The 2,891-nt window shown below is 43.5% G+C and carries 2 protein-coding genes; both read right to left on the bottom strand.

Going from position 1 to position 2,891, the window contains the following annotated elements; all coding sequences use genetic code 11:
• Nucleotides 1-142 precede the first annotated feature (142 nt).
• Nucleotides 143-544 (bottom strand): hypothetical protein, encoded by a 402-nt coding sequence (locus tag ACFINY_RS09530; protein WP_273791508.1) that lies wholly within the window; start codon nt 542-544, stop codon nt 143-145.
• Nucleotides 541-2,891: hemagglutinin repeat-containing protein (locus ACFINY_RS09525; RefSeq protein WP_375701051.1), on the bottom strand; the 2,351-nt coding region annotated here is incomplete at its 5' end. The genes ACFINY_RS09530 and ACFINY_RS09525, both read right to left, overlap by 4 nt.

Raw genomic sequence — 2,891 nt, 5'->3', positions numbered from 1 at the left:
TACAATAAAAAAGCTCATAAGCCTGTTGATATTTCCTGTCACCGCTGCTTAAAACAACGGTGAACAATATTGAGATGTTAGATTGAGAAAACAATCGCGCCATTCCAAGCGAAGGCAAGGATGGCGGATTGTTGATCATCACTTAAGATTGGCATTCATCCGCATTTTTATATTTTTTACAAAAAGGGCTGTTTAAGCGCTTTTCAACACTTCGTTTCGGAATGACCGCGCCTGGTCGACAAATGGGAAGGTTTTCCCTCCAATGATTCACACACCAAGATGGACCGCCATATCTGTCACGGAATCCTGCTTGAATCATACAAGCATAAATTGTTGCATTATCATTATTGCTGAGCTTTTGATTTTCAGCCTCAAGATAATTAAGATGTGGCATGCCACATTCTAATAAGGCTTTTCCTACCTCGGTAAAGTCTGCTCCTGGCTTGATCCACCCATATACTTCCCCTGGAGGAGATTTGTCCATATCACATCCAGTAATACTTAATAGAATGAGCAGGCTCAATAAGTTAAATCGTATTTTCATTTTTTGTTCCCTGTTCTCGTGGAATAAAATTTTATAAAATCAAATGAACCGTAATCATTTTTACACTTAGCACTTGCATCAGCATAACAATTATGGGTACTAGGATTATAGCCGATGATCGCTCCCCCCATCTCTCTGAGGGGTAGAATTAACGGATGTAATGAATCATATGGTTTGGAACGTACCCCATAAGCCGTAGGCCAATTGTAACCAATCACTGTACTAATGGGGTCTAACATATGACCTTGTATGTAGATATAATTTTTTTCGCCATCGCTTAGATAATCTACTGTATTGGCCATCGATTGCATGTGAGCAGCCGCTCCAACAAGATAGAAGTCTGTTTTCTTGGCTACACTGTGGATACCATGTTCTTGCAAGTCATTTGCTCCATTGCGTATTGTTAAGGTACCCCGGCTATGCCCACTAACAATAGCATTGTCATTGCCATAACGATAGATAAAATCTTGGAACTTCTTGGTCGAATTACTCAATCCCCAAGTGCTCCCCTCCCAAAACTTTTGATAATATGCTACCCCTAATTCTACCAGCACATCATCAGCTTGGGGAAAGTATGTAAAATAAAGGGGACCATTTTTATTAACAGCCAATTGGACAGCATTACCGGCTGCTTCATCTGGTGAATTAAAAATGCCATTGTAGAACATATAAACAGCACCATTAGGGCCTTTTTGTAAATGCTTTTCTTCCTCTGGCTTTAAAAAGTGATACAGAGTGATATATTTTCCATCACTGCCTTTTATAGGTTTTCCATTTTCATCGGTTAAATAGAGGACATTGCCATTTTCATCATGCGCAACCTCACCCACTGGATGGTCAACATAAAATGCCATTTTACGAACCCCATCCCATATATCAAACCATTCATCTACCCATTTATTTCTCATACCTAAACGATTACGCAATATATCCTCAAGCGGTGCGACATCTAGCTGTCCTACTGCTTGGTGTGCTGCTGCGGTGTTGCGGTTGAGAGAGCCAATGATTTGTCCAGCATCTTGCCCCATCGCCCTCTGTCCAGTTGTATCAGTAAGGATGATAGTCCCATCGCTGATAGCAGATTTGGTTTCCCCTTCTGCTGCATCCTTGGCTTTGCCGTGATTAAAAACATTCTTGGCAATGTTTTTTATCGTGTCATTCCCAGAAATGCTAAACCCATGGCTGCTGGCTTTAGCATGGGCACTGTTGCTGATATCACTGGTGGTAATGCTTCCAGTGGTCAGGCTGTTTTTATCTGCCGGCGCGGTGCTGGCAATGATGCCTCCGGTCAGCGTTGTTTTGTCTTTAACTATGATATTAAAGCCGCCATCACCCGCTTTGATGCCTGATTGTTCCACAACACTATGATAATCGCTGGAGGATTTATCCTTTTGGAAAGAGGCGCTCATGGAGCCCCCACCACCCGTTTGTCCAGCACCAAACCCAACAGAAACAGAGTTTTGCTTACTGGAAGTTTGTCCCGTATCACTGCGGCTGGTAATGGAAAAATCACCCCCTACTTCCATTTCTACACGCTCTCCAGAAACCACGGCGCCTGCCAATGTGGTGTTTGCCCCACTCGTGGTATGAACAGTGCCGGTGCCTATAATATGGCTGTTTTTGTGTTGAACTTCCTCACTGGAACCTTCCCCTTGACTAAAAGAAGCACTACCCGTTGCCCCTGCGCCACCCGTGCCATAACCGGTGCCAACACTCATTGAAGCACTTTCACTGCTGTTTTGTGTGCTTTGCGTGTTTTGTGCACTTTCAAAGATGATATCTTTACCTGCTTCCATGGTGATATTTCCGCTCTGTGCATCATTTTCCAGCACATAGATTGGATTGGTACCAGCGATAATATCAGCGCCAACACCATGAATGCTGCCTTTGTGGGCTTGCATGTTAACAGCGCGTCCGCCTTCTATGCTATCTGTCACCGCTGTGGAGACTTGAGAAGAGGCTTCTGTTTTCTCAGTTTTAAAGCCCACGGTTACACTGCCAGATGCACCAGCCATATTGGCAAGAGCATCCTTGGTGGAGCCCCCCAATCCTCCTAATGAGCTACTCAGTCCTTTGGTTACGTTCCCCTTTTCCCCCGTATTGCCAGTCAGCCAATTAACAAAGGTTTTGCCTTTACTATAAAGATGACTGATTTTCATGCCAGTCAGTATGCCATTAATAACTGTATTGTTACCATCCTTATTATTCATGTGATCTACGGCATCTTTTAGTCCTTGTACCGTGCCAAGGACACCGATATCAACGGAAGTTGTCACACCAGCAAAAGACTTTTCATGTGTCTCTTTGCCGTTAGAGGTATCATAGCTTTCTGATAGGGTGATATTAT

This window comes from Bartonella sp. AA23NXGY (genome assembly GCF_042197165.1).
GTDB lineage: Bacteria > Pseudomonadota > Alphaproteobacteria > Rhizobiales > Rhizobiaceae > Bartonella.
The sequence above is the reverse complement of the archived record's forward strand: the minus strand, read 5'-3'. Positions and strand labels throughout refer to the sequence as shown.